This is a genomic window from Streptomyces sp. NPDC031418, assembly GCF_055581605.1.
This window is the reverse complement of record NZ_JBVIJC010000017.1, coordinates 1-25,057: the sequence shown is the minus strand read 5'-3', so window position 1 is coordinate 25,057 and position 25,057 is coordinate 1. Positions and strand designations below refer to the sequence as shown.

21 protein-coding genes are annotated in these 25,057 nt (G+C 71.5%); 15 read left to right on the top strand and 6 right to left on the bottom strand.

The features are described 5' to 3' along the window. Window positions 1–162: 162 nt before the first annotated feature. Together ACZ5CZ_RS24725 and ACZ5CZ_RS24720 are read right to left on the bottom strand one after the other, a co-directional pair. Window positions 163–1,074 (bottom strand): carbohydrate kinase family protein, encoded by a 912-nt coding sequence (locus tag ACZ5CZ_RS24725; protein WP_468946042.1) that lies wholly within the window; start codon window positions 1,072–1,074, stop codon window positions 163–165. Beyond that, on the bottom strand, window positions 1,055–2,158 hold the full coding sequence (locus tag ACZ5CZ_RS24720) for a LacI family DNA-binding transcriptional regulator (protein WP_468946040.1): 1,104 nt from the start codon (window positions 2,156–2,158) through the stop codon (window positions 1,055–1,057). The genes ACZ5CZ_RS24725 and ACZ5CZ_RS24720 overlap by 20 nt, the downstream gene beginning before the upstream one ends. Window positions 2,159–2,484: 326 nt before the next feature. Between ACZ5CZ_RS24720 and ACZ5CZ_RS24715 the strand changes: the two genes are divergently transcribed. Then, the gene (locus ACZ5CZ_RS24715) at window positions 2,485–2,910 is read left to right on the top strand and encodes a Rieske (2Fe-2S) protein (protein ID WP_468946037.1); all 426 of its coding nucleotides are present in this window, start codon (window positions 2,485–2,487) and stop codon (window positions 2,908–2,910) included. A gap of 79 nt (window positions 2,911–2,989) precedes the next feature. Here ACZ5CZ_RS24715 and ACZ5CZ_RS24710 read toward each other — a convergent pair whose 3' ends face one another. Next, window positions 2,990–3,937: a hypothetical protein gene (locus ACZ5CZ_RS24710; RefSeq protein ID WP_385843110.1), complete on the bottom strand. Its 948-nt coding sequence runs from the start codon at window positions 3,935–3,937 to the stop codon at window positions 2,990–2,992. Between the two features lie 410 nt (window positions 3,938–4,347). Between ACZ5CZ_RS24710 and uvrC the strand changes: the two genes are divergently transcribed. From uvrC to ACZ5CZ_RS24655, 11 genes are all read left to right on the top strand, one after another. After that, window positions 4,348–6,441 (top strand): excinuclease ABC subunit UvrC, encoded by a 2,094-nt coding sequence (gene uvrC, locus ACZ5CZ_RS24705; protein ID WP_468946034.1) that lies wholly within the window; start codon window positions 4,348–4,350, stop codon window positions 6,439–6,441. After that, on the top strand, window positions 6,438–7,526 hold the full coding sequence (gene rapZ, locus ACZ5CZ_RS24700; protein ID WP_468946031.1) for an RNase adapter RapZ: 1,089 nt from the start codon (window positions 6,438–6,440) through the stop codon (window positions 7,524–7,526). The genes uvrC and rapZ overlap by 4 nt, the downstream gene beginning before the upstream one ends. After that, the gene (locus tag ACZ5CZ_RS24695) at window positions 7,523–8,614 is read left to right on the top strand and encodes a gluconeogenesis factor YvcK family protein (protein WP_385843113.1); all 1,092 of its coding nucleotides are present in this window, start codon (window positions 7,523–7,525) and stop codon (window positions 8,612–8,614) included. The genes rapZ and ACZ5CZ_RS24695 overlap by 4 nt, the downstream gene beginning before the upstream one ends. Beyond that, on the top strand, window positions 8,605–9,594 hold the full coding sequence (gene whiA / locus ACZ5CZ_RS24690; protein ID WP_030605113.1) for a DNA-binding protein WhiA: 990 nt from the start codon (window positions 8,605–8,607) through the stop codon (window positions 9,592–9,594). Before ACZ5CZ_RS24695 ends, whiA begins: the two co-directional genes overlap by 10 nt. A 405-nt stretch (window positions 9,595–9,999) precedes the next feature. After that, entirely contained in the window at window positions 10,000–11,007 is a 1,008-nt protein-coding gene (gene gap, locus ACZ5CZ_RS24685) for a type I glyceraldehyde-3-phosphate dehydrogenase (protein WP_385843115.1), read from the top strand. Between the two features lie 144 nt (window positions 11,008–11,151). Then, window positions 11,152–12,363 carry a phosphoglycerate kinase gene (locus ACZ5CZ_RS24680; protein WP_385843116.1) on the top strand — a complete coding sequence of 404 codons (1,212 nt, stop codon included), beginning with the start codon at window positions 11,152–11,154 and terminating at the stop codon, window positions 12,361–12,363. A 6-nt stretch (window positions 12,364–12,369) separates the two neighbouring features. Further along, complete coding sequence (tpiA, locus tag ACZ5CZ_RS24675) at window positions 12,370–13,146, top strand: triose-phosphate isomerase (RefSeq protein ID WP_385843117.1); 777 nt, start codon at window positions 12,370–12,372, stop codon at window positions 13,144–13,146. A gap of 114 nt (window positions 13,147–13,260) precedes the next feature. After that, the gene (secG, locus tag ACZ5CZ_RS24670; protein ID WP_385843305.1) at window positions 13,261–13,491 is read left to right on the top strand and encodes a preprotein translocase subunit SecG; all 231 of its coding nucleotides are present in this window, start codon (window positions 13,261–13,263) and stop codon (window positions 13,489–13,491) included. Window positions 13,492–13,696: 205 nt separating this feature from the next. Then, entirely contained in the window at window positions 13,697–14,032 is a 336-nt protein-coding gene (locus ACZ5CZ_RS24665) for an RNA polymerase-binding protein RbpA (RefSeq protein WP_010352468.1), read from the top strand. A 205-nt stretch (window positions 14,033–14,237) separates the two neighbouring features. After that, a complete protein-coding gene (gene pgi / locus ACZ5CZ_RS24660) occupies window positions 14,238–15,890 on the top strand; it encodes a glucose-6-phosphate isomerase (RefSeq protein ID WP_385843119.1) in 1,653 nt (550 codons plus the stop codon). Window positions 15,891–15,981: 91 nt separating this feature from the next. Beyond that, window positions 15,982–16,812 (top strand): hypothetical protein, encoded by an 831-nt coding sequence (locus ACZ5CZ_RS24655; RefSeq protein WP_385843120.1) that lies wholly within the window; start codon window positions 15,982–15,984, stop codon window positions 16,810–16,812. 25 nt (window positions 16,813–16,837) lie between these two features. On the opposite strand, the gene ACZ5CZ_RS24650 is transcribed toward ACZ5CZ_RS24655, so the two are convergent. The 3 genes from ACZ5CZ_RS24650 to ACZ5CZ_RS24640 are packed head-to-tail and all read right to left on the bottom strand — an operon-like array spanning window position 16,838 to window position 20,390. Then, window positions 16,838–19,132, bottom strand: coding sequence for an FtsX-like permease family protein (locus tag ACZ5CZ_RS24650; RefSeq protein ID WP_468946024.1), 2,295 nt, complete (start codon window positions 19,130–19,132; stop codon window positions 16,838–16,840). A 2-nt stretch (window positions 19,133–19,134) separates the two neighbouring features. Next, window positions 19,135–19,887 carry an ABC transporter ATP-binding protein gene (locus ACZ5CZ_RS24645; RefSeq protein WP_385843122.1) on the bottom strand — a complete coding sequence of 251 codons (753 nt, stop codon included), beginning with the start codon at window positions 19,885–19,887 and terminating at the stop codon, window positions 19,135–19,137. Beyond that, a complete protein-coding gene (locus ACZ5CZ_RS24640) occupies window positions 19,884–20,390 on the bottom strand; it encodes a PadR family transcriptional regulator (protein ID WP_450790083.1) in 507 nt (168 codons plus the stop codon). The genes ACZ5CZ_RS24645 and ACZ5CZ_RS24640 overlap by 4 nt, the downstream gene beginning before the upstream one ends. 130 nt (window positions 20,391–20,520) lie before the next feature. On the opposite strand from ACZ5CZ_RS24640, the gene ACZ5CZ_RS24635 reads away from it, so the two are divergent. The 3 genes from ACZ5CZ_RS24635 (at window position 20,521) to ACZ5CZ_RS24625 (ending at window position 24,903) form a co-directional block, all read left to right on the top strand. After that, on the top strand, window positions 20,521–21,792 hold the full coding sequence (locus ACZ5CZ_RS24635; RefSeq protein ID WP_468946020.1) for an ABC transporter substrate-binding protein: 1,272 nt from the start codon (window positions 20,521–20,523) through the stop codon (window positions 21,790–21,792). 146 nt (window positions 21,793–21,938) lie between these two features. Next, complete coding sequence (locus tag ACZ5CZ_RS24630; protein ID WP_385843125.1) at window positions 21,939–23,549, top strand: glycoside hydrolase family 13 protein; 1,611 nt, start codon at window positions 21,939–21,941, stop codon at window positions 23,547–23,549. Between the two features lie 28 nt (window positions 23,550–23,577). Next, window positions 23,578–24,903 carry an ABC transporter substrate-binding protein gene (locus ACZ5CZ_RS24625; protein ID WP_385843127.1) on the top strand — a complete coding sequence of 442 codons (1,326 nt, stop codon included), beginning with the start codon at window positions 23,578–23,580 and terminating at the stop codon, window positions 24,901–24,903. Window positions 24,904–25,057: the final 154 nt, after the last annotated feature.

Sequence of the window (25,057 nt, the reverse complement as noted above, 5' to 3'; positions counted from 1 at the left end):
CCGCGGGGCGCCGCTCGTTCCACCATCAGCCACCCAGGCCCTGCGGTTCGACCGGTCCCCGCAGTCCGGGCCCGGCCGCACCTTGACAAGAGCACAGGGAAACCGATGGAGAAGAAAGCAGGAGAAAGGCTCCAGAGAAGGATCACCAGGGAAGCGGCCGGCTCACAGCGCACCCAGCTCGGCCGCGTACGGCGGCTCCGCCCCCGCCCGTGAGCAGGTGATCGCCGCCGCGCGTGCCGCGAAGCGCAACAGCCGCGTCCAGCCCTGAGTCCCCAGGGCGGCGAGCGCTTCCTCCGACAGCGCGTCCAGGGCGGACAGCCCGTGCAGCAACGCCGCGTTCACCGTGTCACCGGCGCCGATGGTGTCCACGACATCGACCTCCTCACCCGGCACGGAGCACTCCCCGCCGTCCCGGGTGAACACGGTCAGGCCGTCACCGCCCCGGGTGACCACCACCGCCGACGGTCCCGCGGCCAGCCACTCGCCCGGCGTGCCGCCCAGCCACGCGGCATCCTCCGCGGACAGCTTCAGCAGCGTCACCGAGGGCAGCCAGCTCTTGAAACGCGCCCGGTAGGCGTCCGCGTCCGGGATCAGTCCCGCCCGGACGTTGGGGTCGAGCGCGGTGAACAGCCCCTGGGCGGACGCCGTGCGCATCAGCTCCTCATAGGCGCTCGCCCCCGGCTCCAGGACGAGCGAGCAGGTGCCGAAGGACACCGCGTGTGTTCCCTCCGGGAGCTCGGCGGGCGCGGTGAACAGACGGTCGGCGGTGCCGTCCACATAGAAGGAGTAGGCGGCCGAACCGGTCCCGTCGACGGTGGCCACCGCGAGGGTCGTCGGCTCCGGCCCACGCTGTACGCCCGACACCCCCACCCCGGCCCGCCGCAGCCCGTCGAGCAGGGCCTCACCGAAGGCGTCGGTCGACGTGCGGGAGCAGAAGGCGGTGCGCGAGCCGAGACGCCCGAGGGCCACGGCGGTGTTGTAGGGGCCGCCGCCGGGCGTCGGCTTCAGCGCCGCGAGGGCCCCGGGGCCCTGCGGTACCAGGTCGATCAGTGCCTCACCGGCGACGACGATCACGGGCGGTTCCCTTCTCGTACTGCGTGGATGGCGGGGTGCGCTCGGACTCCTGGGACGCGCCCGCTTCCTCCGGGCACCCGCAGGAGGTGCGGTGGACGAACGCGCACGGCAGGCGCAGCGTCCGGGCCGGCCGGTGCGGCTCGGCCAGGCGGTCCAGGAGCACCCGGACCGCCTGGGCGCCCAGTTCCCTGCTGGGCTGGGCGATGGCGGTGAGCCGGGGCGAGAAGAGATCGGCCCAGGCGAAGTCGTCGAAGCAGCACAGCGCGATGTCGTCCGGCACCGACCGGCCGAGCCGGCGCAGGGCCCGCAGGGCTCCGATGGTCATCGCGTTGTTGGCGGTGACCAGCGCCGTGGGCGGATCCGGCAGGGCGAGCAGGGCGGCGGTGGCCTGCTCGGCACCGGCCGACTCGGAGTTGCCGGACACCAGGAGGCCGTCGTCCTGGGCCAGACCGGCTGCGGTCAGTCCGTCCCGGTAGCCGGCGATGCGCTCGCTGGTCGTGCTGAGCCCGGGCAGCCCCGCGACCAGGCCGATCCGGCGGTGGCCCAGCCCGGCGAGGTGGGAGACGAGCCGGGCCGTCGGTGCGGCACTCTCGGCGCAGACCTGGTCGAAGCGCGCCGCGCCGTCCATCGCGAGCGGGTCGATCAACCGGTCCAGGAACACCGTCGGTACGGCGTGGCGGTGCAGGTAGGCGACCAGGTCGTGCGGGTGCGCGGAGGGGGCCACGATCATGCCGTCCACCCGGCGCTCGTGGAGGAGCTGTACGACCGTGCGTTCATGCCCGGGGTCGTCGTGCGGATCGGCGATGAGCAGGCTGTAGCCGGCTTCCAGCGCGGCGGCCTCGACACCCTGGAGGATCTCCGTGAAGTACGGGTTGCTGATCGCCGACACCGCGAGGCCGATGGAGCGGGTCCGTGACGTCACCAGGGAGCGGGCCAGGGTGTTGGGGGTGTAGCCGAGGGCGTCGACCGCGTCCAGCACGGCCTGGCGGGTGTGGGGCAGGACCGGGCGGGTCCCGTTGAGGACATGGGACACCGTCGCCACGGAGACCCCGGCGCTGCGGGCGACGTCCGCCATGGTGGGCATCGCGTTCCCCTTCCGAGCCGAGCCCCTTCCGCGCCGAGCCGCCGCGGTCTTCCGGCCGGGAAGGTATCCCATCGGCCACCCGTACGTAAACGCTTACGCAAGCGTTTACGTCCTCCACGCACCCCCACCCACCCCTGACCGCACCCGCCCCCGCACCCGCGCCCGCGCGGCGCTCCCCGCGACTGCGCACCGACCCCTGCCCACCCGTGTCGCGCACCGCCGGCCCACCCCTCGCACCGTCCCGCCGGGTGAGCCCCCGCCCCGGGCCCGGTCGTTCTGCCCGGGTATCGTGCGCCCTGCACCGCCCCTTGACCAGTGGAGTCCAGATGTCCGCCCGACCGTCCGCGAGTCGTCGTACCGTCCTTCGAGGGGCCGCCGTGGCACCGGTCGCCGGGCTCGGCCTGGCCGCGTGCGCGGCGCCGGGAGACGGGGGCGCGGCCGCCGCCCCGACCGCGCCTGTCGATCTCGGCGCCGAGAGCGAGGTCGCCAAGGGCGGCGACAAGCTCTACCGCGATCACAACGTGGTCGTCAGCCGTGACCGGGACGGCACGCTGAAGGCGTACAGCACGATCTGCACGCACGCGGGCTGCCCGATCAACAAGCTGGAGGGGACGACCCTGATCTGCCCCTGCCATGGCAGCCAGTTCGACGCCGTGACGGGCAAGGTGGTCCAGTCTCCGGCCACCGTGCCGCTGACGGAGCTGTCGGTGAAGGACGTGAACGGCAGGATCGTCGCGGGCCCGGCCGCCTGACGGGATGCTGGGGGGGCGGCTGTCCCGGGGCGTGCCCGCGGGCGGGCGCTCGCCGGTGGGTTACGTCAGTCCCGTTACGTCAGTCCCACTCCCACGCCATGCCGATGAGACCGGGCCGGATCCGGGGCTCGACGACATGGACGCAGTGGTGCGGTCCGGTGACGGACAGTTCCCGGCGGCTGGCGCGTGGGGCCGCGGGGGAGTGCTGGGTGAAGCGGTGGCAGCGCGCGGGCAGGGCGGTGGGGTCGAACCGCACCTGGAGGGCGTACTGGCCGCCGGGGGAGTCGAAGCGGTGCAGGTACTCGCGGGAGGGCCCGGCCGTGCCGTCCTCGAAGCCGTACCGGAAGAGGAAGGTGTCGCCGGAGCGCAGCCGGGTGCCGAAGAGCAGCTCGGCCGACAGCACCCCGGTGTCCTGGTCCCAGCGGACCCGGCCCGTGCGGCAGTTCTCCAGGGCCCGCACCCTGATGTCGCGCGGGCTGCAACCGGGGTCGCCGTGGTGCACGGCCACGAAGCGGTCGACGCCGTCGCGGTGGGCCCGCACGATGTGGTGGGCCTCGCGGACCGCCAGCTCGCGCCGGGCGCCGATGCGGACGCACTCGTGGTGGCCCAGGGTGTGCAGCCCGCCGTCGAGGGACCAGCCCAGTTCGGCCCGGAGCCGGTCGGAGGCGTCCGAGGCCGCGAGCAGGGAGCGGTAGGAGCGGCCCGCCGGGCGTCCGGTTCCCTGGTGTTCGCCGGTCTCGGCGAGCAGCCGGATCAGCGACTCGTCCGGCAGTCGGAGGATCTCCTCCAGCGCCCGTACGGCGCGCAGGGACTCCGGGCGCTGCGGCCGGCGGGCGCCCTGCTGCCAGTAACTCAGGCTGGTGACGCCGACTTTGACCCCGTGGCGCGACAGATGGTGCTGGACGCGCTGGAGGGGCAGGCCGCGTGCGGCGATCGCGGCGCGCAGCGCCACATGGAAGGGGCCGCCCCGCAGGACCACGTCCAGTTCCGCGGTGGGGACGTCCGCGTGCTCTGTGACATGCAGCATGCCGAGGCGCCTTTCTGTGTGGTGTCACTACGGCTGGTCAGGCCGCTGCGCGGGTGTGCGGGGCCACCCCCCGTGGGCGTCGTCGACGCCGTGGCTGCGCATGCCGCTGCCCTGAGGCGGGCGTGCGCGGCCCCGAGTTCCCCCGCATTGAAGCGTGTTGACCAGACCCCGACAACACCTCGGACTCGGCCGCCGTCCGTTCCTGGCCGGACCTCGTCCCTCCGGAGCGGGGGAAGCGGTGCGAAAGCGGGCACAGCACGACGGGCCGGGCCCGGGCGCGCCGGGCGGGGCGGGCAGCATGACCGGAAACCCGCCCGGGCGCGGGGTCCGGGAAGGTCGGCGGCGCGCACGGCACCGGCGTTGTCCACAGGCCCGACGCGGTGTCGGTGCTCGCCAGTAGGGTGTGAGACATGGCCGACCCCTCCAGCTACCGCCCCAGGCCGGGAGACATCCCGGACTCTCCGGGGGTGTACCGGTTCCGTGACGAGCACCGCCGGGTGATCTACGTCGGAAAGGCGAAGAGCCTGCGCCAGCGCCTGGCGAACTACTTCCAGGACCTGGCGAACCTGCACCCCCGGACCCGGACGATGGTGACCACCGCCGCGTCCGTGGAGTGGACCGTGGTGTCCACGGAGGTCGAGGCGCTCCAGCTGGAGTACTCCTGGATCAAGGAGTACGACCCCCGGTTCAACGTCAAGTACCGGGACGACAAGAGCTACCCGTACCTCGCGGTGACGATGAACGAGGAGTTCCCGCGGGTACAGGTGATGCGCGGTCACAAGAAGAAGGGCGTGCGCTACTTCGGGCCGTACGGGCACGCGTGGGCCATCCGGGACACCGTCGACCTGATGCTGCGGGTCTTCCCGGTGCGCACCTGCTCGGCCGGCGTCTTCAAGAACGCCGCCCGCACCGGCCGGCCCTGCCTGCTCGGGTACATCGGCAAGTGCTCCGCGCCCTGCGTCGGCCGGATCACCGTCGAGGACCACCAGGATCTGGCCGAGGAGTTCTGCGACTTCATGGCGGGGCGCACCGGCACCTACCTCCGCCGTCTGGAGAAGCAGATGACGGAGGCGGCCGAGGAGATGGAGTACGAGCGGGCCGCCCGCCTGCGCGACGACATCGAGGCCCTGAGAAAGGCCATGGAGAAGAACGCGGTCGTGCTCGCCGACGCGACCGACGCCGATCTCATCGCCGTCGCCGAGGACGAGCTGGAGGCGGCCGTGCAGATCTTCCACGTGCGCGGCGGCCGGGTGCGCGGCCAGCGCGGCTGGGTGACCGACAAGGTCGAGGAGGTCACCACCGGCGCCCTGGTCGAGCACGCGCTCCAGCAGCTGTACGGCGAGGAGACGGGGGACGCCGTCCCCAAGGAGGTGCTCGTCCCGGCCCTGCCCGAGCCGGTCGAGCCGGTCCAGGAGTGGTTGGCCGGCCGCCGCGGGGCGAACGTGTCGCTGCGCATCCCGCAGCGCGGCGACAAGAAGGCGCTCATGGAGACCGTGCAGCGCAACGCCCAGCAGGCGCTCGTCCTGCACAAGACGAAGCGCGCCTCCGACCTCACCACGCGCTCCCGTGCGCTGGAGGAGATCGCCGAGGCCCTCGACCTGGACAGCGCCCCGCTGCGCATCGAGTGCTACGACATCTCGCACCTCCAGGGTGACGACGTGGTCGCCTCGATGGTGGTCTTCGAGGACGGCCTCCAGCGCAAGAGCGAGTACCGCCGCTTCCAGATCAGGGGCTTCGCCGGACAGGACGACGTGCGCTCCATGCACGAGGTGATCACCCGCCGCTTCAAGCGGTACCTCGCGGAGAAGGAGCGGACGGGGGAGTGGACCGACGGGGACGGGGAGGAGAGCGCCCCGGACGGCGGGAGCGCGCTGCCCGACGGCGAGCCGATCACCACCTCCCTGAAGGACGACGACGGCCGGCCCAGGAAGTTCGCCTACCCGCCCCAGCTGGTCGTGGTCGACGGCGGGCAGCCGCAGGTCGCGGCGGCCCGGCGGGCCCTGGACGAGCTGGGCATCGACGACATCGCCGTGTGCGGTCTGGCCAAGCGCCTGGAGGAGGTCTGGCTCCCCGGCGATGACGACCCGGTGGTCCTGCCCCGCACCAGCGAGGGCCTCTATCTGCTCCAGCGCGTCCGGGACGAGGCTCACCGGTTCGCGATCACCTACCAGCGCGCCAAGCGGGCCAAGCGCTTCCGCTCCGGGGCGCTGGACGACGTCCCTGGCCTCGGCGACACCCGCAAACAGGCGCTGATCAAGCATTTCGGCTCGGTGAAGAAGCTTCGGTCCGCCACAATCGAGCAGATCCAGGAAGTGCCCGGCATAGGCCGGAAGACGGCCGAGACCATCGCCGCGGCCCTCGCCCAGGCGGCCCCGGCCGCACCCGCCGTGAACACGGCGACCGGAGAGATCATTGAAGACGAGGAACCCGATACGACGGCGGGTTCCTCGGGGGAGCCCGTCACCGCGGGCCCCCCGGACGAACGACGGGGGCAGGAGACATGAGCGAGCACGAGGCACAGCCCACAGCGGGGCGAGATCAGACGCACAGCGCCCCGGGCGACGCAGCCGTCCGGCGCGACACGGACCAGGACAGAGTCCTGGACGCGGGCCAGGACAGAGTCCTGGACGCGGGCCAGGACACCGGTCAGGCCACCGGCCAGGACGCGGGTCAGGACAACGGAGCACAGGTGAGTACGGGCAGCGAGGCAGCCGGGACCGCGGACGCGGCCATTCCCGAGCTGGTGATCATCTCCGGCATGTCCGGGGCGGGGCGGTCGACGGCCGCGAAGTGTCTGGAGGACCTCGGCTGGTTCGTCGTGGACAACCTCCCGCCCGCCCTGATCCCCACCATGGTGGAGCTGGGCGCCCGCTCCCAGGGCAACGTGGCGCGGATCGCGGTCGTCGTCGACGTGCGCGGCCGGCGCTTCTTCGACAACCTGCGCGAGTCCCTCGCCGACCTCGACACCCGGGGCGTCACCCGGCGGATCGTCTTCCTGGAGTCCTCCGACGACGCCCTGGTGCGCCGGTTCGAGTCGGTGCGCCGGCCGCACCCGCTCCAGGGCGACGGCCGCATCGTGGACGGCATCGCCGCCGAGCGTGAGCTGCTGCGCGAGCTGCGCGGCGACGCCGACCTGGTGATCGACACCTCCAGCCTCAACGTGCACGAGCTGCGCGCCAAGATGGACGCCCAGTTCGCCGGCGAGGAGGAGCCCGAGCTGCGGGCCACCGTGATGTCCTTCGGCTTCAAGTACGGCCTGCCGGTCGACGCCGACCTGGTCGCGGACATGCGGTTCCTGCCCAACCCGCACTGGGTCCCGGAGCTGCGCCCGTACACCGGCGTCAACGAGGAGGTCGCCGCGTACGTCTTCAACCAGCCCGGCGCCAAGGAGTTCCTCGACCGGTACGCGGAACTGCTGCGGCTGATCGCGGCCGGCTACCGCCGGGAGGGCAAGCGCTATGTGACCATCGCCATCGGCTGTACCGGCGGCAAGCACCGCTCGGTCGCGATGTCGGAGAAGCTCGCCGCACGGCTCGCGGCCGAGGGCGTGGAGACGGTGGTCGTGCACCGGGACATGGGACGGGAATGACGGAACGTACACCGCGGCTGAGCAGGCTGCGCCGGATGGTGCCGGAGGCGCGCGCCGGCCGTCCCGCCGAGAGCCGCTCCGGCCGCCCTGCCGAGTCCCGCGGCGGGCGGCCGCGCCGCCGGGGCACACAGCCCAAGGTGGTCGCACTCGGCGGCGGCATGGGCCTGTCCGCCTCGCTCGCCGCGCTGCGCCGGATCACCGGCGATCTGACCGCCGTGGTCACGGTGGCCGACGACGGCGGCTCCAGCGGCCGGCTGCGCGACGAGCTGGGCGTGCTGCCGCCCGGGGACCTGCGCAAGGCGCTGGCCGCGCTGTGCGGGGACGACGAGTGGGGACAGACCTGGGCCCGCGTCATCCAGCACCGCTTCCAGTCCCAGGGCGACCTGCACGAGCACGCGGTCGGCAATCTGCTGATCGTGGCTCTGTGGGAGCAGCTCGGCGACCATGTCCAGGCCCTGGACCTGGTCGGCAAGCTGCTGGGCGCGCACGGGCGGGTGCTGCCGATGTCCGCCGTACCGCTGGAGCTCCAGGCCCTGGTCAAGGGGCATGATCCGGCGCGCCCGGAGGACGTGGACACCGTGCGCGGGCAGGCGACGGTCGCGCTCACCCCCGGCGAGGTGCAGTCGGTGCACCTCGTACCGCACGACCCGCCCGCGGTGCCGGAGGCCGTCGCGGCGGTGCTGGACGCGGACTGGGTGGTGCTGGGCCCCGGCTCCTGGTTCTCCTCGGTGATCCCGCATCTGCTCGTCCCCGACCTGCTGGACGCGCTCACCGAGACCAAGGCGCGCAAGGTCCTGTCGCTGAACCTCGCCCCGCAGCCGGGAGAAACCGAGGGCTTCTCACCGCAGCGTCATTTGGAGGTTTTGGGGCGACACGCCCCTAAACTCGCCCTGGACGTGGTGCTGGCCGACGAGGCCGCGGTGCCCGACCGCGACTCGCTCACCGAGGCCGCCAAGCGGCTGGGAGCCGCGGTCGAGCTGGCGCCGGTGGCCCGGACCGACGGATCGCCCCGGCACGACCCGGAGCTGTTGGCCGCCGCGTACGACCGTATTTTTCGGATGCATGGAAGGATCGGCCCATGGCGATGACGGCAGCGGTGAAGGACGAGATCTCCCGGCTCCCCGTCACCCGGACCTGCTGCAGGAAGGCGGAGGTCTCCGCCATTCTGCGGTTCGCCGGCGGCCTCCACCTGGTGAGCGGGCGCATCGTGATCGAGGCGGAGCTGGACACCGCGATGGCGGCCCGCCGTCTCAAGCGGGACATCCTGGAGATCTTCGGCCACAGCTCCGAGCTGATCGTGATGGCGCCCGGCGGGCTGCGCCGCGGCTCGCGCTATGTCGTACGGGTCGTCGCGGGCGGTGACCAGCTGGCCCGCCAGACCGGTCTGGTCGACGGCCGGGGCCGCCCGATCCGCGGTCTGCCGCCGCAGGTGGTCTCCGGGGCCACCTGTGACGCGGAGGCGGCCTGGCGCGGTGCCTTCCTGGCGCACGGCTCGCTGACCGAGCCCGGCCGCTCCTCCTCCCTGGAGGTGACCTGCCCCGGCCCGGAGGCCGCGCTCGCACTGGTCGGTGCCGCGCGCAGACTGTCCATCGCCGCCAAGGCGCGCGAGGTGCGCGGGGTGGACCGGGTGGTCGTCCGGGACGGGGACGCGATCGGCGCGCTGCTGACCCGGCTCGGCGCACACGAGTCGGTGCTGGCGTGGGAGGAGCGCCGGATGCGCCGCGAGGTGCGGGCGACGGCCAACCGGCTCGCCAACTTCGACGACGCCAACCTGCGCCGCTCGGCACGCGCCGCCGTGGCCGCCGGGGCCCGGGTGCAGCGCGCTCTGGAGATCCTGGGCGACGAGGTCCCCGAGCATCTCGCCGCGGCCGGCCGGCTGCGGATGGAGCACAAGCAGGCCTCGCTGGAGGAGCTGGGCGCGCTCGCCGACCCGCCGCTGACCAAGGACGCGGTCGCGGGCCGTATCCGCCGGCTGCTGGCCATGGCCGACAAGCGCGCCGCCGATCTGGGCATTCCGGGCACGGAAGCCAATCTCACCGAGGAGCTGGCGGAGAATCTGGCCGGCTGACGGCCTGTCCGACACGGAAAACGCGAAAAAACATCGGTGCCGAGATCCGCCACGGGTCTCGGCACCGGCGTTTTTCACACCTTTCGGCAGCTGAATTTGGCAGGTGAGCGGAACCCCCTCTCAAGGGTGCAGGAATGGGGTAGTCATCAAGTGAGCCAACCGGCTCACGAACGAGTGAAAAAGGCGCCAAGAGTGCCCCGCATTCCGTACCAAAAACGGGTGAACCCATTGCCGATCCGGGACGGTCCGTACCTCTACTGACGGGTACGGAACGCCTGCCCGTGTATGGGCCATCTCGATGTCACCTCGGGGCCCTCAGAGAGGTAGGGTCGGTGGTGGTCGGGGACATCCCAAACAGAGCTCGCCGGCACCGCATAGCCGGCGTACCAACGAGGAGATCGGTTCGTGACGATCCGCGTAGGCATCAACGGCTTCGGCCGCATCGGGCGTAACTACTTCCGCGCGCTGCTGGAGCAGGGTGCGGACATCGAGGTTGTGGCTGTCAACGACCTGGGTGACACCGCGACCACGGCTCACCTGCTCAAGTACGACACGATCCTGGGTCGCCTCAAGCAGGAGGTCACCCACACCGCCGACACGATCACCGTCGACGGTCACACCATCAAGGTGCTGTCCGAGCGCAACCCGGCCGACATCCCCTGGGGTGAGCTGGGCGTCGACATCGTCATCGAGTCGACCGGCATCTTCACCAGCAAGGCGGACGCCGCCAAGCACATCGCCGGTGGCGCCAAGAAGGTCCTCATCTCGGCTCCGGCCAAGGACGAGGACATCACCATCGTCATGGGTGTCAACCAGGACAAGTACGACGCGGCCAACCACCACGTCATCTCCAACGCCTCCTGCACCACCAACTGTGTGGCGCCGATGGCGAAGGTCCTGGACGAGAACTTCGGCATCGTCAAGGGTCTGATGACCACGGTGCACGCGTACACGAACGACCAGCGCATCCTGGACTTCCCGCACAAGGACCTGCGCCGCGCCCGTGCCGCCGCCGAGAACATCATCCCGACCACCACCGGTGCCGCGAAGGCCACCGCTCTGGTGCTGCCGCAGCTCAAGGGCAAGCTGGACGGCATCGCCATGCGCGTCCCGGTCCCGACCGGCTCGGTCACCGACCTGGTCGTCGAGCTCTCCCGCGAGGTCACCAAGGAAGAGGTCAACGCCGCCTTCCAGAAGGCCGCCGAGGGCGAGCTGAAGGGCCTCCTCGACTACACCGAGGACCCCATCGTCTCCTCCGACATCGTCAACGCCCCGGCGTCCTGCACCTTCGACTCCTCCCTGACCATGGTCCAGGAGGGCAAGAACGTGAAGGTCATCGGCTGGTACGACAACGAGTGGGGCTACTCCAACCGCCTCGTGGACCTCACGGTCTTCGTCGGCGGCCAGCTCTGATCGCCGTAGAACACCGCAGCAGGACCTTGAAGTGAGTGCAGGGCTCGGGCAGCGCGCCGTCGCGCTGTCCGGGCCCTGTCTCGCGTACGGACCACGTCCTTTTACGATCAGGTGCACCACGAGCCCTCCCCAGGAGTCCACTCAATGAAGACGATCGACGAACTTCTCGCCGCCGGTGTGCGCGGCAAGCGGGTCTTCGTCCGCGCCGACCTCAACGTGCCGCTGGACGGTACGACCATCACCGACGACGGCCGTATCCGCGCCGTCGCGCCCACCGTCAAGGCCCTCACGGAGGCGGGCGCCAAGGTGGTCGTGGCCTCGCACCTGGGCCGTCCCAAGGGCGCCCCGGACCCCGCCTTCTCCCTCGCCCCGGCCGCCTCGCGACTGGGCGAGATCATCGGCTCCGCCGTCGCCTTCGCGGCCGACACCGTCGGACAGTCCGCCAAGGACGCGGTCGCCGGTCTGACGGAGGGCCAGGTCGCCGTCCTGGAGAACCTCCGCTTCAACCCCGGCGAGACGTCCAAGGACGACGCCGAGCGCGCCGCCTTCGCCGAGCAGCTCGCCGCCCTCGCCGATGTGTACGTCGGTGACGGCTTCGGCGCGGTGCACCGCAAGCACGCCTCCGTCTACGACCTCCCGGCCAAGCTGCCGCACTACGCCGGCTACCTCATCGCCACCGAGGTCGGCGTCCTGAAGAAGCTCACCGACGAGGTGCAGCGCCCGTACGTGGTCGTGCTGGGCGGCGCCAAGGTCTCCGACAAGCTGGGCGTCATCGACAACCTGCTCAAGAAGGCCGACCGCATCCTGATCGGCGGCGGCATGGCGTACACCTTCCTCGCCGCCAAGGGTCTCGAGGTGGGCATCTCGCTGCTCCAGGAGGACCAGAAGGACCGGTGCCTGGAGTACCTGGCGGAGGCGGAGAAGCGCGGCGTGGAGTTCGTGCTCCCCGTCGACGTCCTGGTCGCGTCCGAGTTCCCGGACCTGAAGACCAAGGCGCCCGCCCACCCCGACACCGTCTCCGCGGACGCCATCCCGGCGGACAAGGAGGGTCTCGACATCGGTCCGAAGACCCGGGAGCTGTACGCAGCGAAGCTGGCCGACGCCGGTACGGTCTTCTGGAACGGCCCCATGGGTGTCTTCGAGCACCCCGACTACGCGAACGGCACCAAGGCCGTCGCGCAGGCACTGCTGGACTCGCCGGGCTTCACCGTCGTCGGCGGCGGTGACTCGGCCGCGGCCGTGCGCACGCTCGGCTTCGACGAGAACGCGTTCGGCCACATCTCGACCGGTGGCGGCGCCTCCCTCGAATACCTCGAGGGCAAGACGCTCCCCGGCCTCGCCGCACTGGAGGACTGACCCCGCATGACCACTCGCACGCCGCTGATGGCGGGCAACTGGAAGATGAACCTCAACCACCTGGAGGCCATCGCCCACGTCCAGAAGCTCGCCTTCGCCCTGGCCGACAAGGACTACGAGGCCGTAGAGGTCGCCGTCCTGCCGCCCTTCACCGACCTGCGCTCCGTGCAGACCCTGGTCGACGGCGACAAGCTCAAGATCAAGTACGGCGCCCAGGACATCTCGCAGCACGACTCCGGTGCCTACACCGGCGAGATCTCCGGCTCGATGCTGGCCAAGCTCAAGTGCACGTTCGTGGCCATCGGCCACTCCGAGCGCCGCCAGTACCACAACGAGACCGACGAGCTGGTCAACGCCAAGGTCAAGGCCGCCTACAAGCACGGCCTGACCCCGATCCTGTGCGTCGGCGAGGAGCTGGAGGTCCGTGAGGCGGGCAACCACGTCGCCCACACCCTCGCCCAGGTCGAGGGCGGTCTCAAGGACCTGCCCGCCGAGCAGGCCGAGACCGTGGTGATCGCCTACGAGCCCGTGTGGGCCATCGGCACCGGCAAGGTCTGCGGCGCCGAGGACGCGCAGGAGGTCTGCGCCGCCATCCGCGCCAAGCTCGCGGAGCTGTACTCGCAGGATCTGGCCGACAAGGTGCGCATCCAGTACGGCGGCTCCGTCAAGTCGGGCAACGTCGCCGAGATCATGGCGCAGGCCGACATCGACGGCGCTCTGGTGGGCGGCGCCTCGCTGGACGCCGACGAGTTCGTCAAGATCGTGCGTTTCCGCGACCAGTGATCCGAGCTGTGAGTATGCGGTAGGCGCGATCCGTCGTACCCTTGCGGGGTCCAGCGCTGTGTGCTGGGCCCCGTCGTCCCATCCGAATCCGAGGAAGTTGGTCCAGCCGTGGTTTTGGGGTTCTCGATCGCCCTGATCATCTTCAGCCTGCTGCTGATGCTGCTGGTCTTGATGCACAAGGGGAAGGGCGGCGGCCTCTCCGACATGTTCGGCGGCGGCATGCAGTCCTCCGTCGGCGGCTCCTCGGTCGCCGAGCGCAACCTTGACCGGATCACCATCGTGATCGGCGTGCTGTGGTTCGCGTGCATCATCGTCCTCGGCATCCTGATGAAGACGAACAGCTGACGCGGACGATCCGCACATTCCGTACGTAACGCCCCATGTTCGGTACGCGCTCGTGAGCGCGGCCTATCATGGGGCTTGCGTCTAGGTGTGGGGTCTTGTAACTCCAATCACTGGACGCGCGTTGGGCCTTACGTAGACTGAGGCGCTCGCAGCGAAGCGAAACGCCGACTCGCTTCGCGGCACCATCACGCAGGGAGTTACGACCGTGGCAAGTGGCAACGCGATCCGGGGAAGCCGGGTCGGGGCGGGGCCGATGGGCGAGGCCGAGCGCGGCGAGTCCGCGCCGCGTCTGCGCATCTCCTTCTGGTGCTCCAACGGGCATGAGACGCAGCCCAGCTTCGCCAGCGACGCACAGGTCCCCGACACCTGGGACTGCCCGCGCTGCGGCTTCCCGGCCGGCCAGGACCGGGACAATCCGCCGGCTCCGCCGCGCACCGAGCCCTACAAGACGCACCTCGCGTATGTACGGGAGCGGCGCAGCGACGCGGACGGCGAGGCGATCCTCGCCGAGGCGCTCGCCAAACTGCGGGGCGAGATCTAGGAGTTCGAGACCGGCCGGGCGCCTGTGGGTGCCGGGCCGGAGTCGTCTTCCGGCCCGTGCGGCCGACCGCTGCTCATCGTGCCGGCCTTCACCCCGGCAGCCCTTCGGATCCTCCTCGACACCGCTGACACCGCCCTGATACCGGCGGGGTGATCAATTAGGTTGGAACCGCTGGGACAGGCACGAAAGAAGGCTGAAGTCGGACATGAACGCAGACGGCCGTACCAGGCTCCACCAGATGCCCGAGTGGACCGCGCTCGCCAAGCACCGGGAGGAGCTGGCCGACACCGGTCTGAGGGAGCTGTTCGCCTCCGACCCCGGGCGGGGCAGCGGGTACACGCTCCAGGTCGGCGATCTCCACATCGACTACTCCAAGCACCTGGTCACCGAGGAGACGCTCCGGCTGCTGCGCGAGCTGGCCGCGGCGACCGACGTGTTCGGGCTGCGGGACGCCATGTTCCGCGGTGAGAAGATCAATGTCACCGAGGACCGGGCGGTGCTGCACACCGCGCTGCGCGCGCCGCGGGACGCGGTGATCGAGGTCGACGGCGAGAACGTCGTACCGAAGGTGCACGCGGTGCTGGACAGGATGAGCGACTTCGCCGACCGGGTCCGCTCCGGTGCCTGGACCGGCCACACCGGCAAGCGCATCAGGAACGTCGTCAACATCGGCATCGGCGGCTCCGACCTCGGCCCCGCGATGGCCTACGAGGTGCTGCGCAGCTTCACCGACCGCGAGCTGACGGTCCGTTTCGTCTCCAACGTGGACGGCGCCGACCTGCACGAGGCCACCCGCGACCTGGACCCGGCGGAGACGCTGTTCATCATCGCGTCCAAGACCTTCACCACCATCGAGACCATCACCAACGCGACCTCCGCCCGGACGTGGCTGCTGGACGCGCTCGGTGACCAGGCCGCGGTCGCCCGGCACTTCGTGGCGCTGTCGACCAACGCCGAGAAGGTCGCCGAGTTCGGGATCGACACGGCCAACATGTTCGAGTTCTGGGACTGGGTCGGCGGCCGCTACTCGTACGACTCCGCGATCGGCCTGTCCCTGATGATCGCCATCGGGCCGGACCGCTTCCGGGAGATGCTCGACGGCTTCCGGATCGTCGACGACCACTTCCGCACCGCCCCGGCCGAGGCCAACGCCCCGCTGCTGCTGGGCCTGCTGGGCATCTGGTACGGCAACTTCCACGACGCCCAGTCGCACGCGGTGCTGCCCTACAGCCACTACCTGTCCAAGTTCACCGCCTACCTCCAGCAGCTGGACATGGAGTCCAACGGCAAGTCGGTGCAGCGGGACGGGGAGCCCGTGGACTGGCAGACCGGGCCGGTCGTCTGGGGCACCCCGGGCACCAACGGCCAGCACGCCTACTACCAGTTGATCCACCAGGGCACCAAGCTGATCCCGGCCGACTTCATCGGCTTCGCCCGCCCGGTCGCCGAGCTGAGCGGGGAACTCAAGGCGCAGCACGACCTGCTGATGGCCAACTTCTTCGCCCAGACCCAGGCGCTCGCCTTCGGCAAGACCGCCGACGAGGTCCGCGCGGAGGGGGTGCCGGAGGAGCTGGTCCCGCACAAGACGTTCCAGGGGAACCGGCCGACGACCACCATCCTGGCGAAGGAACTCACCCCGTCCGTGCTCGGCCAGCTCGTCGCTCTCTACGAGCACAAGGTGTTCGTGCAGGGCGCGGTGTGGAACATCGACTCCTTCGACCAGTGGGGCGTCGAGCTCGGCAAGGTGCTGGCCAAGCGGGTCGAGCCGGCGCTGACCGAGGGGGCGGAGGTGGCAGGCCTCGACGCGTCGACCACGGCGCTGGTCGCCAAGTACCGGGAACTGCGCGGCCGTAGCTGACCCAGGACCGCGGGAGCCGGGCGCGGCGCACACCGCCCGGCTCCCGTACACTCCCGGTGATCATGTGAGTCATGACGCGGGGGAGTGTGCGGTGGCCCGTGGGCGGGGGAGACGTACGGGGTCCGGTCCGGCCGGCCGGAACTATCTGAAGGCGCATCACGCGGCCTCGGCGGTGTTCCATCCGGGATGGATACCCGAGCCGCTGGATCCGGCGGTCGAGCAGCTCAAGCGGATCCGCGTCGCCGCCGGCACGGTCGCGGCGGTGGGTGTCTACACCTTCGTGGAGGGCGGCTTCGCTCCCCAGGAGATGCTGGAGAACCTGCTGATCGCCTCGCTCGTCCTGCTGGTCGTCACCCCGCTCACGGTCGGGGTGATGCTCTGGATCTGGCGGCGCGGCGGAAGCCTGCGCCCGCTGCGGCCGGCACTGCTGCGGGCGCTGGGCCTGCTGGTGACCTTCGTCGGCTCGGCCGTCGTGACCGTCCTGCTGCTCCAGAACGGCACCGCGCTGAGCGGGGGTCTGCTGGTGATCCCGGTGGGTGTGCTGACGCTGTGGCTGGTCTGGTTCGTCGGTGCCGGAGCCCTGCGGATCACCGGCAACTTCTTCGGCACGGCGGCCGTACACCGCTGTCTGCCGCCGCTGCTCGCCATCGTCACCAGCTGGCTGATGGCCCTGCCCGATCTGCTCACCGGTGATCTGCACGGTCTCGGACTGACGCTGGGCATCGTCTTCATTCTCGGCGCCCCGGTCACGGTCACGGCCATCGCGCTGTACGAGATGGCCCGGCTCAAGCGGAGGCATGGCATCCGGCTGGCCGCCCACCCGTCGCTGCGCACCCCGCGCCAGGCGCCGTACACCAGCGGCCACGGGCCCTACACCAGCGGCTACGGGCCGTACAACAGCAGTAATCCATACGGCCGTTGACGCCCGGCGGCCCAGCCCCCCGCCCTCAGGCCACCGCGCTCAGCGTGTCCGCCAGGCGGCGGCGGGTCGCTCGGGCCGCGGGCAGGGCGGCGAGCGCGGCCGAGCCCAGGACGGCCGCCGAGCCCAGCAGAAGCAGCAGCCCGGCGGACGGGGACTGGGCGATCCCCGCGCCGATGCCGCTGGAGGCGCCCTGGGCGTCGATCAGCCGGTGGGCCAGCGGCAGCCCCAGGGCGGTGGCGAGAAGCATCGCGGCCAGCGCCGTACCGCTCGTGGCCGTGACGGTGATCGCGGTGATCTGGCGCGGGGACATGCCGATCGCCCTGAGCGCGAGCAGGTCCCGCTCGCCCTCGCGGACGCTGCCGCCGATCGCGGTCAGCAGCTCCACCAGCCCGATCAGGGCCAGTACGGCGATCAGTCCGGCGACGACTCCGCGCAGCGGGGACAGCCCGTCGGCCGGATTGGTCACGGTGTGCACGTCCAGACGGCCGTGACCGGCCGCGGTGAGCGCGGCGGCCACCCGGTGCGGGTCGGCGCCGGGCCGCAGCCGCAGCTGGTAGAAGGCGGGAGCGAGCCCCGGGGCGTTCTCCCGGAGGGTGTCCAGGGAGGCCGTGACGACCCGGCCGGCGTTCTGCGGTTCGATGCTGCGGCCGACGATGTGCAGGATCTGCGGCCGGTCGCCGACCGTCAGCCGCACCCAGTCGCCGACCCGCGCGTGCAGCAGGTCCAGCAGGCCCTGGCCGGCCACCGCCTCGTCCGGCCCGTGTGCGGCGCGGCCCTCGGCGAGGGCGCAGGGGTAGGGCCGTGCGTCGGTGCCGAGGCCGCGCAGCGCGATGGTCCCGGTCTGCCCGGGCACCAGCGCGGCCAGTTCGACGCCCGGATAGGCGGCGGCCACCCGGGAGTCGTGTGCCAGCAGGGCGCGGACGGTGTCCGGTCGCCCGTCCGAGCGGACGGTGAGGGAGGTGGGCAGCCCGACCCGGTCCGGGCTGCTGTGGAAGCGGTCGATCGTGGTCCAGGCGCTGAGCGCCACCACGATCAGCAGCAGCGGCAGCGTCAGCCGGGCCACCGTGGCCAGCGACCGGCCGCGCCCCGCGCACAGCTTGTGGCAGCCGAGGACCAGCGCGGCCGGCAGCCGCAGCCCCAGCGCCCGCCGGGCCGGACCGGAGAGCCGTCCGCCCGCCGGCGCGTCGGGACGCGGCACCGGAACCGGCGGCACCCGGCCCGCCCGCCAGGCCGCGAGGCCCGTGGTCAGGCCGATGAAGAGCACCGCGGCCACGGGCACCGCGCACAGCGCCACGGTGTGCCCGGGCAGCCCCTGCCACACGCCCACCGCGTCGCCGAGCCGCCCGGGGATCCGGCTGCCCAGCGTCTCGGTGAGCGCGGCGGCGGCCAGGGCGCCGAGCAGGGCGTAGGCGAGATGCTGGAGCAGGAAGACCCGGACGACCTGGCCGGGGGTGAAGCCGATCGCCTTCAGCACCGACAGGTCCCGCAGGTGTCCGCGGATCCGGGTGGCGATCGCCCCGTGCACCGCGAGACCGGCGGCGATCAGCGCGCCCAGCCCGAACAGGCCGAGCACCTGGCCCAGCAGCCGGTTGTCGCCCTGGGCCGCGGCCCGCGCCTGCTGCCAGGTGGACACCTCGCCGACCGCGCCCGCGCCCAGCGCGGTGACGGCGCGCTGCACCGCGTAGTCGGTGTCGGCCGGATCGCCGAGCCGCAGCCCGATGACCTGGCCGCCGGGTGCCCGCACCGCGGAGGGCAGCGCCCAGACCAGGCCCGGCTGCTCGCCCGGGGTGTACGGGGCCTCGGCGCTGTCGGCGACGCCCTCGACGGTCAGGGTGCGGGCGGTGCCGGGCAGGCTGAGGGTGTCGCCGGGTTCGGCCAGCAGGGCGCGGGCCAGGCTGCTCTCCAGCACGACCCCGTCCGGCCGGGCCGGATCCAGCCAGTGCCCGCTGGTGAGCAGCGGCCGGCCCACGGCGGGCGGCCGGGGGGTGCCGCGCAGCTCCACGGAGGCACGGGTGCCGCGTACGGCGACGGTGACGGACTCGGTGCGGTAGGGACCGGCGACGGCGGTGACGCCGTCCAGCCGGGCGAGCCGGCCGGCGTCCGCGGTCGGCACGGTGTGCAGCCAGACATGCGCCCCGCGCGCCTCGGCGAAGGTGCGCTGCCAGGGGTTGGTGGCATAGCCGAACAGGGCGGTGGCCAGCAGCAGCGAGACGACGATGCCGGCGGTGGCCAGCACCAGGAACAGCGCCTCGCCGCGGTGGGTGCGCAGATCGGAGTGGGCCCAGCGCAGGGTGGCCCGTACGTCCCTCAGATCCAGCACGGTCAGTCCCTCAGCTCCAGCACCCCGGAGATGCCACCGCGGCGGGGCGGCGGGGCGGTGTCCAGCGCCGCGTCGTCCGCGATCCGGCCGTCGAAGAAGCTGATCACCCGGTCGGCCGCGCTCGCCAGCCGGGCGTCATGCGTGACCAGGACGATCGTCTGGCCGCGCCCGTGGAAGCGGGACAGCAGCCGCATCACCTCGCGGGTGCCCTTGCTGTCCAGGCTCCCGGCGGGTTCGTCCGCCAGCAGCAGCGGCGGATGGTTGACCAGGGCCCGGGCGAGGGCGACCCGCTGCTGCTCGCCGCCGGACAGCTCGCCCGGCATGCTGCGCTCCTTGCCCGCGAGGCCCAGCTCGGCCAGGAGCGCCTCGCGCTCGGCGCGGGCCTGCTTCGGCGGGACCCCGGCGAGCAGGGCGGGCAGTTCCACGTTGTCGGCGACGGACAGGTTGGACACCAGGTTGAAGAACTGGAAGACGATGCCGATGGCCCTGCGCCGCTCCACCGCCCAGCGGGCCTCACCGAAGGAGTCGGTGCACCGGCCGTCCAGCCAGATGCTGCCCTCGTCCGGCCGTTGCAGCCCGCCCAGCAGGTGCAGCAGGGTCGACTTCCCGGCGCCGGACGGGCCGGTGATCGCCACGAACTCGCCGCGGGCCACGCTCAGGTCGACCCCGCGGACGGCATGCGCGGGCGCGCCCTCGCCGTGATGGGTCTTGACCAGCCCCTCGGCGCGCAGCACCGGAACACTGTCCTCGCTCATTCCAGTTCCTCCTGGCACCGCTCCAGCCAGTCGAGGTCGGCTTGCAGGTGCAGCATCGCGCCCTCGATCAGCAGATGGGCGATTCTGTTGTCCCGGTCCTCGGCCGCGGCCAGTTTCGACAGGCTGCGCATGGTGTTGAGGTACTGGCGCCGCTGCCGGTTGATGAGGGTGATCTGGTCGGCGAGACCGGTCTGCGGGGCGAGGGCGAGCTTCATGAAGAACTCGTCCCGTACCCGCGGCTCGTCCTCGGTCTCCTCGAACCAGACGTGCAGCGCCTCCCGACCGGCGTCGGTGAGGTGGTAGACCTTCTTGTTGGGCCGGCTGGACTGCTCGACGTCCTCGCCCTCGATCAGCCCGGACTTCTCCAGGCGGCCGAGGGTGACGTAGATCTGGCCGACGTTCGGCTGAGGGTACGCGGAGCCCAGCAGTTGCTCAAGGTCCTGCTTCAGTTCATAGCCGTGGGCCGGGCCGCGGGCCAGGAGTGCCAGGAGAGCCAGGCGCACGCGTGCTGTCCTCCTGTCCTCTCACAATGTGCTCCAGGCTCTAGTATCGCCCATACCTAACAGGTATACATGGCCTCTGACTCCCGGCGAGGGCGCCCGGAGCCATGTGTACGTGTGCAAGGAGGAACCTATGCGGTGGATACGCGCCGCCGGTAGGGGCCTCCTCGTTCTCGTGGTGATCGTCACCGGGTACGTCGCCTCCGGGGTCCGGTCCGACGGGGGCGCGCACAGCGGGCGCGGCCCGCTGACCCTGGCCACCGCCGGCGATCTCACCGGTTATCTCGGCCCGCTGCTCCAGGGCTGGAACCGCACCCATCCCGGCGAGAAGGTCACGCTCGTCGAGCTGCCGGACTCCGCCGACGAGACCCATGCGCAGATGACCACCGACCTGCGCGGCGGCGACCGGGGCCGCTTCGACGTCCTCAACATCGACGTCAACTGGACCTCGGAGTTCGCGGCGGCCGGCTGGATCCGCCCGCTGCCCCGCAGCCGGTTCCCGCTGCGCAGCTTCCTGCCGCCGGTGGTGGACACGGCGACCTACGAGGGACGGCTGTACGCGGTCCCGTACGTCACCAACGCCGGACTTCTCCTCTACCGCAGGGACGTCCTCGCCAAGGAGGGCGTCCCCCCGCCGCGCACCTGGGCCGAGCTGGAACACGACGCGCGGACGATCGCGCCGAAGTACCACCTCGGCGGCTACGCGGGCCAGTTCCTGCCCTACGAGGGCCTCACCGTCAACGCGGCCGAGGCCGTCTACTCGGCGGGCGGCACGATCCTCGGCGACGAGGGCACCCGGGTCACCGTCGACTCGGCGGCCGCCCGCGAGGGTATCGGCTTCCTCGCCCGGGGGCTGCGCGAGGGGTGGATACCGAAGCAGGCGCTGACGTACAAGGAGGAGGAGTCCAAACAGGCATTCCAGGACGGCAGGCTGCTCTTCCTGCGCAACTGGCCCTACGCCTACGCCGTCGCCTCCGCCCGGGGCTCCGAGGTCGCCGGGAAGATCGGCGCCGTACCGCTGCCCGGGCCCGACGGGCCGGGGACGAGCGTCCTCGGGGGCTCCAACCTGGCGGTCAACTCCCATGCGCGGCACCCCGATTCGGCCGCGCGGCTGATCGCCTACCTCACCAGCGCACCGGTCCAGCGCCAGGTGCTCGTCCGGGGCGCGCTGCCTCCCGTACGCGCCGCGCTCTACCAGGACCCCGGGCTGATCCGGCGGTTCCCCTATCTGCCGACCCTGCGCACCGCCGTGCTCACCGCCGCGCCGCGCCCGAAGAGCGCGCACTACGACCAGGTCAGCCTGGTGGTGCAGGCGGTGGTGTACGGCGCCCTGACCGGCCGGCAGACGCCCGAGCAGGCGGTGCGGCGGCTGGCGCACGAGCTGGACGCGATCACCCACCGCTGACCATCTTCTAGTTACTTGTTAAGTAACGCAGACATCTCATCTGGCTTCAGATTGTCCTAATACATCCTGCTTCGCCACCCCAACTCTGCAGTAGCTTCCGTTCTTTTCATTGACACCTCTGCGACACGCCTACCTAACATGCATGCATGTTGAGTAAGTACGGCTGGTGGCGCGACGCGGTGATCTACCAGGTCTATGTCCGCAGCTTTCTGGACAGCACCGGCGACGGCGTCGGCGATCTCGCGGGGGTCCGTGCGGGGCTGCCGTATCTGAAGAAGCTCGGCGTCGACGGCATCTGGCTGAGCCCGTTCTACCCCTCGCCGCAGGCCGACCACGGCTACGACGTGGCCGACTACTGCGACGTCGACCCGCTCTTCGGCGACCTCGCCGAGTTCGACCTGCTGATGGCGGCCGCCCACCGGCTCGGCATCAAGGTCCTCCTCGACATCGTCCCCAACCACTGCTCCAGCGAGCACCCGTGGTTCCGCGAGGCGCTGGCGAGCGAGCCCGGCAGCCCGGCCCGCGCCCGCTTCCACTTCGCCGACGGCCGCGGCCCGGACGGCTCGCAGCCGCCCAACAACTGGCACGCGATGTTCGGCGGCCCCGCCTGGAGCAGGGTCGACGACGGCCAGTGGTACCTGCACATGTTCACCCCCGAACAGCCCGACTGGAACTGGCGCGAGCCCGCCGTCACCGCCGAGTTCGACCGCGTACTGCGCTTCTGGCTCGACCGCGGAGTCGACGGCTTCCGCATCGACGTCGCCGCCGGACTGTTCAAACACCCCGAGCTGCCCGACTCCGACGACCCGGAGGCCGACGCCCGCACCCGCGACTCGGTCAACCCGCTCGCCTGGAACCAGCCCGAGGTGCACGGCATATGGCGGCGGTGGCGCGCGATATGCGAGGAGTACACGGCCCACGACGGCCGGGAGCGGCTCCTGGTCGGCGAGGTCTCCGTGCCCACCGCCCGCGAACACGCCCTCTACGTCCGCCCCGACGAACTCCACCAGGCCTTCTTCTTCGACCTGCTCGGCGCCCCCTGGGACGCCGACGCCTTCCGCAAGGTCGTCTCCGAGGCCATGCAGGACATCGCGGGCACCGGCTCCACCGTCACCTGGGTCCTCAACAACCACGACCAGGTCCGCACCGTCACCCGCTACGGGGAACCCGCCCCGCACGGCAGCGGCCTCGGCGCCGCCCGCGCCCGCGCCGCCGCGCTGCTGATGCTGGCGCTGCCCGGAGCCGCGTACATCTACCAGGGCGAGGAGCTGGGCCTGCCCGAGGTCGTCGACCTGCCCGACGACGTCCTCACCGACCCGATCTTCCGCCGCACCGGCAGCCGCGCCCGGATCCGCGACGGCTGCCGGGTGCCGCTGCCCTGGTCCGGACAGGCCTCCCCGTTCGGCTTCACCTCCGGCGCCGAGGGCGCCAGGCCCTGGCTGCCGCAGCCCGACTACTTCGCCGAGTACGCCACCGACCGCGCGCTCGCCGACACCCGCTCCTTCTGGCACCTGTACCGGGAGGGCCTGCACCTGCGCAGGCAACTGCCCCAGTTGGGCGAGGGCTCGCTGCACTGGCTGGACACCCCGCCCGGTGTGCTCGCCTTCGTCCGGGGCGACGGCCTGGTCTGCGCCGTCAACTTCACCACCGCACCCACCCCCGCGCCGGTCTCCGGCACCCCCCTGCTCTCCAGCGGCCCCTGCCCGCCCGGCGTCCTGCCCGGCTCCACGGCGGCCTGGTGGCTCAGCGACCTCTGATCAACCGGTTCTCGAAGGGACATCGACGATGATGCGACGCCGTACCACCCTGCTCACCAGCTGTACCGCCCTCACCCTCGCCCTCGGCGCCACCGCCTGCGGCGGCGGGCCCGTCTCGGCCGGCGGCGGGGACAAGGCGCTCAGCGGCCAGACCGTCACCGTGGCCGGTGTCTGGTCCGGGGCCGAGCAGAAGAACTTCCAGAAGGTGCTGGACGCGTTCACCGCGAAGACCGGCGCCAAGACCCAGTTCGTGTCCACCGGCGACAATGTCTCGACCGTCGTCGGCAGCAAGATCGAGGGCGGCAACGCGCCCGACGTCGTGATGGTCCCGCAGGTCGGCGTGCTCCAGCAGTTCGCGAAGAAGGGCTGGCTGAAGCCGCTGTCCCCGGCCGCGCGAGCGACGGTCACCGCCGACTACGCCCCCGTGTGGAAGAAGTACGGCAGCGTCGACGGCACCCTGTACGGCCTCTACTTCAAGGCCGCCCACAAGTCCACCGTCTGGTACAGCCCCGAGGCCCTCACCCAGGCCGGGGTCAAGCCGCCGAAGACGTACGACGAGATGCTCAAGGACGGGCACACCGTCTCCGACTCCGGACTCGCCGCGTTCGCGGTCGGCGGCGAGGACGGCTGGACGCTCACCGACTGGTTCGAGAACGTCTACCTCTCCCAGGCCGGTCCGCAGAAGTACGACGCCCTCGCCGCCCACAAGCTGAAGTGGACCGACGCGAGCGTGGTCAAGGCGCTGGGGACGCTCGGCAAGCTGTTCAAGGACAAGCAGCTGATCGCGGGCGGCCGGAAGGAGGCCCTGAACACCGACTTCCCCGGCTCGGTGGAGAAGGTGTTCGGGCCCAAGCCCGAGGCCGGCATGGTCTTCGAGGGCGACTTCGTGGCCGGCGTCGCGCACGACCAGTTCGGCAGGACCATCGGCAAGGACGCGGACTTCTTCCCCTTCCCCGCGGTCGACGGCGGCACGGCACCGGTGGTCAGCGGCGGTGACGCGGCGGTCGTCCTCAAGGACGGCAAGAACGCCACGGCCGGGATGAAGCTCCTGGAGTACCTGGCCACGCCCGAGGCCGCGGCCGTATGGGCGAAGGCGGGCGGCTTCCTGTCCCCCAACAAGAAGCTCGCCCTCACGGCGTACGCCGACGACGTCACCCGCGCCACCGCCAGGTCCCTGGTCTCGGCCGGCGACTCGGTCCGCTTCGACATGTCCGACCAGGCGCCCGCCGCCTTCGGCGGCACCAAGGGCGCGGGGGAGTGGAAGCTGCTCCAGGACTTCCTGCGCGACCCCTCCGACCCCAAGGCGACCGCGGCGAAGCTGGAGTCCGCGGCGGCCAAGGCCTACCAGGACTGAGCGGCCGACCCCATGACCGCCACCGCACTCGTGAAACAGCAGGCGGGCCCGCGGCCCGGGGTCCTGGCCTAGGGCCTCTCGCCGCGGCCAGCGGAGGGGACCGGCAAGGGCCCTCCTTTTCTTTTTTTCCCCCCCTGTCCTCTTTCGGGATGGT